Annotated in this window: 8 protein-coding genes; 6 read left to right on the forward strand and 2 right to left on the reverse strand. The window is 41.5% G+C overall.

Annotation, left to right across the window (positions count from 1 at the left end; translation table 11 throughout):
* Positions 1 to 489: 489 nt before the first annotated feature.
* Positions 490 to 768: a type II toxin-antitoxin system mRNA interferase toxin, RelE/StbE family gene (locus R7P64_RS11365; RefSeq protein WP_005398411.1), complete on the reverse strand. Its 279-nt coding sequence runs from the start codon at positions 766 to 768 to the stop codon at positions 490 to 492.
* Complete coding sequence (locus tag R7P64_RS11370) at positions 765 to 1,049, reverse strand: type II toxin-antitoxin system RelB/DinJ family antitoxin (protein ID WP_005398409.1); 285 nt, start codon at positions 1,047 to 1,049, stop codon at positions 765 to 767. The genes R7P64_RS11365 and R7P64_RS11370 overlap by 4 nt, the downstream gene beginning before the upstream one ends.
* Positions 1,050 to 1,249: 200 nt before the next feature.
* Between R7P64_RS11370 and R7P64_RS11375 the strand changes: the two genes are divergently transcribed.
* From R7P64_RS11375 to R7P64_RS11400, 6 genes are all read left to right on the forward strand, one after another.
* A complete protein-coding gene (locus R7P64_RS11375; RefSeq protein WP_086485342.1) occupies positions 1,250 to 1,744 on the forward strand; it encodes a GNAT family N-acetyltransferase in 495 nt (164 codons plus the stop codon).
* A 138-nt stretch (positions 1,745 to 1,882) separates the two neighbouring features.
* Positions 1,883 to 2,656 carry a phosphotransferase gene (locus R7P64_RS11380; RefSeq protein WP_213973592.1) on the forward strand — a complete coding sequence of 258 codons (774 nt, stop codon included), beginning with the start codon at positions 1,883 to 1,885 and terminating at the stop codon, positions 2,654 to 2,656.
* Positions 2,657 to 2,761: 105 nt separating this feature from the next.
* Entirely contained in the window at positions 2,762 to 3,547 is a 786-nt protein-coding gene (locus tag R7P64_RS11385) for an FRG domain-containing protein (protein WP_239939308.1), read from the forward strand.
* 167 nt (positions 3,548 to 3,714) lie between these two features.
* Positions 3,715 to 4,662, forward strand: a complete 948-nt coding sequence (locus tag R7P64_RS11390) for a hypothetical protein (protein WP_021485044.1) — start codon at positions 3,715 to 3,717, stop codon at positions 4,660 to 4,662.
* A gap of 112 nt (positions 4,663 to 4,774) precedes the next feature.
* Complete coding sequence (locus R7P64_RS11395; protein ID WP_213887003.1) at positions 4,775 to 5,734, forward strand: phosphotransferase; 960 nt, start codon at positions 4,775 to 4,777, stop codon at positions 5,732 to 5,734.
* A 148-nt stretch (positions 5,735 to 5,882) separates the two neighbouring features.
* Positions 5,883 to 6,218: a hypothetical protein gene (locus tag R7P64_RS11400; RefSeq protein WP_193289429.1), complete on the forward strand. Its 336-nt coding sequence runs from the start codon at positions 5,883 to 5,885 to the stop codon at positions 6,216 to 6,218.
* Positions 6,219 to 6,893: the final 675 nt, after the last annotated feature.

Here is a 6,893-nt window from a genome sequence, read left to right on the forward strand (position 1 = left end):
GCCTTTCACGTTCTATCCGGTGGCACTATATGCGGAGTGTTCGCTTTGATTTCACCGTTTACGGTTTCTAACTCTTAGCCTATTTCTTTGGCGCTTCTTCATTTTCGTGGTGGCTTTTGAGAGAGCCTTGATTACTTTTGGTGTAGCTGTTCAAGTACGAGGAAAGAATCCTTTTCTAATTTGAAGCTAGTGAAAGTAGGGCAGTTCAGTGCGTTTTTCTTCTAGCCAACTTTCGTCTTTCAATCGGGGTAAAGTTTTGTAGCTGCCCGTCTCACTTCAGTGTTCAAAGCCTTTCATATTATGCCACTTTTCAATATCTTGGAGTGCATAAATAGAAGTAGCGCATGTACTAACAAATTGCTTAAGAGTGATTCGTAACGCGTGGCATTTTTACTATGCGGTGGCTTATGATGATTAAGGCGCTGTGCGGTAGCTTTTGTATTGCGTTACTCACACCTTAGCAAGGCGTTAGTTCCCCAGAGGAAGCAATCAATCCGTAGGGAATTTTTGTTTTTGGTGGAGTACACGCATAACTCGGATGATATCGCCCTCGACCCAGTAAGAGACAATCATCGAAATCTCAGGAATAATGAGCAATCGTCCGCGGATGCCATCTCGTTGTACACCCATTAAAGGTTGTTCAAGCAAGTTTTCTACTTTTGCTTCAATGAGGTTGTCAGTTTTCTCTGCCGCATCAGGGTTGAAGTCATAGAGAAACTCGAAGATTTTTTCACGATCATTAAGTGACTCTTCTTCCCATAAAATCATTGCTTACCTCGATTGCGGATTCTGGCTTTGCGCTCTTCCATTCGAGATTTAGCAGTTTGGTGCTCAACGAAAACGGACTTTCCTGAGTCAAACTTCTCAAATGCTAGGTTTACTTGTTCAGTTAGCCATGCATCGTGAGATAATGTTTTTCTTTGTTGTTCAGCAAGTTGCTCAGTAAGTTCACGGCATGCGTCACTCAGAGTGCGACCTTGGCTCTCAGCCATTTGTTGAGCTAGGCGTTTTGTTTCTTCATCAACACGAAATTGAATTCTAGTGTCCATGATGTATTCCTTTGTTTGTGTGTGTACAAATGTTAGCACTAGGTTTTGAGATGGGCAACTAACAAACAATTTAAGAGTGATTCGGCACGCGTGGCATTTTTACTATGCGTTGGTTTAAGTGATTAAGGTGGTATGCGGGAGCATCGTATTGCGTGCCTCACACCTTAATTGGGCGTTATGTGCTTTTGAGGAAAATTGACATGGAAGTAGTAGAAGCGAGTCCAGATTTAGCTCCAATATTAGCGAGTTACGCGAAAGAATGTTTGGAGTCGGGTATCCCTAAGTATTCCGGCGTTGATCAAGATCCTGAAGCTTATTTATCAGGTTTGGCTGAACGTTCTAAGGCAACTTCTGAATTACCAAACGGTTATTTACCCAGCACAACATATTATTGCGTATCTGGCTCTGAAATCTTAGGCGCTATTCGAATTCGTAAAGGTACTAATGCCAATGTAGAAAATGTCATTGGGCATGTTGGTTACGAAACTAGACCGTCAGCTCGTGGTAAAGGTATAGCCTCATTTCTCCTCGCTTGGGTGCGAGACCATGTTGTCACTGACTCAGTTATTGTTACTTGTTCAATTGACAATCCAGCGTCCCAAAAGGTTATCGAAAACTGTGGTGGTGAGTATCTTGGCAACCACACAAGTGAAACCGAGGGCACTGTAAGGCGCTACCGTTTAGCACGCACATAACAAAGCGTTCAAGAGGGATTCTCAACGCTTGGCAGTTTTGGTTCAAAGTTTAGCTTTTGTGATTATGGCACAATGGTTTAGGTAAGGTGGTGGCGTTGTTCACCCCTTAACGCGGCGTTAGTTGCACGAGGAGGTTTCGTGGAAGAATTATCAGGTGGAAGAGAATCAGCAATATATCGAGATGGTGAAGTTGTCTATCGTCCTCTTCAGCCGTGGAGTCCTACAATTCACTTTATTTTGAAACACCTCGAGCGAGAAAATGTAGCTGAATCTCCAAGATTTCTTGGTGTTAGCCAAGAACAGGAAGTCCTAAGTTTTGTTGTTGGTAATACTTATAACTACCCTCTAGTCGATGCAATTGCGACTGTGGATGCACTCACATCAGCAGGTAAGCTATTGCGTAAAATACATGACTCAACTGTGCCACTTTTGGAACAAGTAGATGTCAATGCTCACAAGTGGATGCTAGAGCCAAAAGAGCCTTTTGAAGTCATCTGCCATGGTGACTTTACCCCTTATAATGTTGCTCTATCCGAGAACACAGTTGTAGGTGTATTTGACTTTGATACTGCGCACCCTGCGCCAAGAATATGGGATTTAGCATATTCAGTTTATTGTTGGTCGCCTTTCAAAACTGACAGCAATGATAAGTTAGGCACAATCTCTGAGCAGGTAACTAGAGCTAAGTTGTTCTGTGATAGTTACGGTGCAACTACGTTAGAAAGAAATCAACTAGCGGACGCAATGATTGAGCGATTACGGGCTTTAGTTTTGTTCATGCGGAGAGAAGCTGAAAATGGTAATGAAACCTTTGCTGAAAACATAGAGCAAGGTCATCTTCAAGCTTATCTAAATGACATAAAATATATCACTGAAAATAAACAAAACATTCAGTGCGCATTGTGCAACTAACAAAGCATTTAAGAGTGATTCGCAACGCTTGGCAGTTTCGCTTCGCTCAAGTATAGCCAAGCGCCGCTCACACCTTAATGCGGCGTTATGTGATTGTAGGTAAGTATGAGTATTAAAGTAAAAATATCACCAGACTTTCGCAACTGGAAAGATGGTGTTGTTGAAATAGTTTTAAACGACTTTGAAGATTTTGAGTATGTAATCAGAGAGAAACTCTTAGATCATCCGTACATGGTTTACCGGGGTCATAGAAGTGCTGAATGGCCGCTAAGAACCACTATTGATCGGCTGTTTATTGAGCAGGTGGGAAGGTGCCCTACAACCGAAGAAGCGGAAAAACACTTGTTGGGATTTAAGTATGCCAGCCGTGGTCGATTACATAGTGATTGGGTACCTTCTGATGATAATTCTTGGTGGTCTCTTGGTCAGCACTTTGGCTTAGCCACGCCACTGCTGGACTGGACAGAGTCGCCTTATGTCGCTGCATATTTTAGCTTTTCTGAAAAAACAGAAGATTTCGAAAGTGCGCAGCGCATTATATATGCACTAGACCCAATTGAAGTCGATAAGAAAAACAAAGAATTAGATCCCGAGCAACGTTTAGAAGTTATTCGACCTTTAATAGATCAGAATCCAAGGCTGGTTAACCAGAGAGGGTTATTTACAAAGAACCCATTAGGCGTTGACGTGGAAAATTGGGTTTTGACTCACTTTAAAGGAACTGATGGTATCGGTGTTTTGATTAAAGTCGTAATTCCTGAAGAAGAAGGGCATCGAGAGAAGTTTCTAAGGTTATTGAACAGAAAAAATATAAACCCGTTAACACTTTTTCCTGACCTTACGGGCTCATCCCAGCAAGCTAATAATAATATTGTCATTGGTAACTATTAGCTTAAAAACAATCACATAACAAACTGTTTAAGAGTGATTCGCAACGCGTGGCATTTTTACTATGCGTTGCGTTTAGTGTTTAAGATGGTATGCGGAGGCTTCGGTATTGCGTTGCTCACACCTTAACAGGGCGTTATACAACATTCAGAATGAGGAGTACCAATCTTATGGCGAAGCCAGGGGATGATCTTGAAAAAATAGTGGAGTTAATAGAAAGATCTATTTCTCCATCTTCAGTTATTCGTCAGAATGTGTTGTTGCCAGTGTTGAATTCGCCAACAGGAAGAACTAGGCAATGTGACGTTGTCATTGAGAGTGGCCCTGAATTTCGTTGTAACGTAACAATAGTTGAGGTTCAAGACCGTAAGTCGCAAGTTAATATTGCTACCTTTAACGATTGGTTAACGAAGTTAGATGATGTCGGCGCTAACAGCTTAATTTGTATTTCGCGGAAAGAGTTCCCAGAAAGTGTAAAGGAAGTAGCAAGGTTTCAAGGTAATAGGGTTCTTCTGGTTAACCTAAAAGAAGAAACTCCAGAAACACTTCCACTGAACTTTTTGTCCTTTTATGTGGCATATGAAAACGTCAGTATTACCGGTATAGATGCTTTGAGTTGTTGCGTCGAGAAGGGCAGTGCTGATTTAGCATTACTAGATTCTCAAATCATGCACTCAAATGAAAAAATATGGTCTACAGACAAAGTCTCAAACATGTCTATAGTCGAATTACTATCTCCTTTAATCAAGGAGTTACATTATGACGCAAAAGGAATAGTAAAAGACGTGGCTTCTTTTACGTTTCAAAACGACAGACGCTTGGTTCTATATTGCAACATGAATGGCGAATATATCCGGGTTGGTTTAAATGTGGTTGTTCAATATGCTTACGATAATCACCTTCTTCCCATGACGGTATCTAGCTATGAACAGATTGATCACGGAGTATTGGCTTGGGTTTTCGAAATAGATCATGAAACAAGCCATGGCAAAATAAAAACTAAAGTCCCTGTAATTAAGCATGGTGACAATGCGTATGAAATGCTGGATGTTATCAACTCTACTGATTTCAACTCTCAGGTGACAATAAGAAGTCTAGAGCAAAAACCTGTTGTATAACAAAGCATTTAAGAGTGATTCGCAACGCTTGGCGCTTTCGCTTCGCTCAAGTATAGCCAAGCGCCGCTCACACCTTAATGCGGCGTTATGTACCTAAGGGGTAACTGGATTTATGAGTGATTTTGTTCGTAAGGTTGGTGAAAACTGGAGTCAGATTGGTGCTGGCGCTAGTATAAAACGTCAATCAGCTGGTGCGACGAATCATGTTTTTCGTATCCAATCCTCAGAGACTTATTATCTTAGAAAATATAGTGTTCGCAATGTTGCTAAGATCAAGTTAGAACATGAGCTGCTGAGAAAGTTATCGCAAAATTTGAATACTATAATTGCCCCTGTTTTGACGCGCGATCACCACTCCTTTTGTAAAATAGGTGATGAGTTTTATGCTCTATTTCCTGAAGCAAAAGGAACGTTAATCGAAAAAAGTGCTCTGTCTGCGTTTCATGCTTTTCAGTTGGGAAAAGCCCTTGCTGACCTGCATATTCAACTCGCTTCCGAGGTTGGAAACGACTTTCCAACAATTGAGCTTTCTTGGGATAAAAGTGCTTGGGTCGATAGACTACAAAAAATAGTCGCAGCTATTGAAACAAATAGTGAATTTGATATGAATAACTCGGTGCTACGAAGAGTAAAACAACAGCGTGATTATCTAGCTAGCTCAGAAGCTACGCACTCATATACCCCGTTAACAAGCAGGCAATTAATCCACGGCGACTTTCATCATTTCAATGTCTTTTTTGATTCTAATTGCACAGTAAGCGATGTGATCGACTGGGATTTAGTGCAAAACATGCCTCCAGGTTATGAGTTGGCGAGAGCATGCATGTATATGTTCGATTTGGAGCTTCATAGGTCATTAGCTTTATTAAAAGGCTATCTGTCTGTCAAGCCTCTATCCCGATTAGAGCTTAACGATGGAGCAAAGGCGTGGGCTGTTTACGCCGACCATTATGTGTGGGCTTTGGAGGAAGTATTTTTAAAAAATAATACAGCGGCACAGAAGTTCATACCTCAAAGGGACTTTATCCCTTTTATGGAGCAATGGCTCCAAATTGAAAGTGCCTTGTTTTGAGGCGGCACATAACAATCTGTTTAAGAGTGATTCGCAACGCGTGGCATTTTTACTATGCGTTGGTTTTAGTGTTTAAGGTGGTATGCGGTAGCATCGGTATTACGTTGCTCACACCTTAACAGGGCGTTATGTGCTTGGAGGAATTAATATGCAAAAGAAGCAAATTGTAAAATACATATTATTTTTCCTTGGTATTGGAATTGTTATAGCTATTGGCTTTGATCAGCTGTTTTTTCGAGGAAAGCTTATAGGGACTCATCACGGCGTGGTTCTATCTTCGTGGGATAACACAGATGCTCCTGGTAAAAGCCGAAGCATCCACATTTATAGAGCAGCTGTAAAGTTAGAGCATGGTGAGGTTGTACAGGTTATTTGCAAGTCGATCTGTATTGAGGGCAAGGTGGTTATTGTTGAACAGTACAAGCCATTGTTTGGCAGCTACAGCAACTATTACAGTTCATTATTGGCTCCGTCAAAAATGTAACTACACACATAACAAACTGTTCAAGAGGGATTCGCAACGCGTGGCATTTTTACTGTGCGTTGGTTTAAGTGATTAAGGTGGTATGCAGCGGCTTTGGTATTGCGTTGCTCACCCCTTAACAGGGCGTTAGTCGCCAGAAAAAGCTAGCAATCAAAATCATGTTTCTGAGCTTAAACTTTAGCAGCTGTTTGCTCGGTACACCGGTTAATCGTCGATCATCAGAGCTTAGTTCTAGCTGTTTTAAGTCTTAAGTGTTGTACCTGTCCTAGCGGTTGTTTTGTTCTTTGGTGCTTGCAGAGTAGGGCAATCAAGAGTCTGTTTTTGGTTGCAACTCCGCTCGGTGAGTTTATCGGTACGAAAGCCAATTTACTCGCTTAAATGACGTTTTCTCTGATGTTGTAAATTCCACGTGGTTTCAGTAACTTCGTTGAAAGTCCGCACTGTGAGATTAGCTTTCCAAAAGCGCCTTTTGGTGCTGTCAGTTCGTTTTCTGCGGCGTTGTTTTTTCCAAGTGGTTTCATTGAATAGCCGCTTTGAGACTACACCTGATTTAAGTGCATCAAAGCACATAAAGTTTGTTGTTCGCAAAGTTTAGTTTGGCTTAAAATTGTCGCTCGGTACCTCGCGACTAACAAACTGCTCAAGAGGGATTCGCAACGCGTGGCATTTTTACTA

It is taken from the genome of Vibrio sp. 2304, from assembly GCF_033339475.1.
GTDB classification, from domain to species: Bacteria; Pseudomonadota; Gammaproteobacteria; order Enterobacterales; family Vibrionaceae; genus Vibrio; species Vibrio alginolyticus.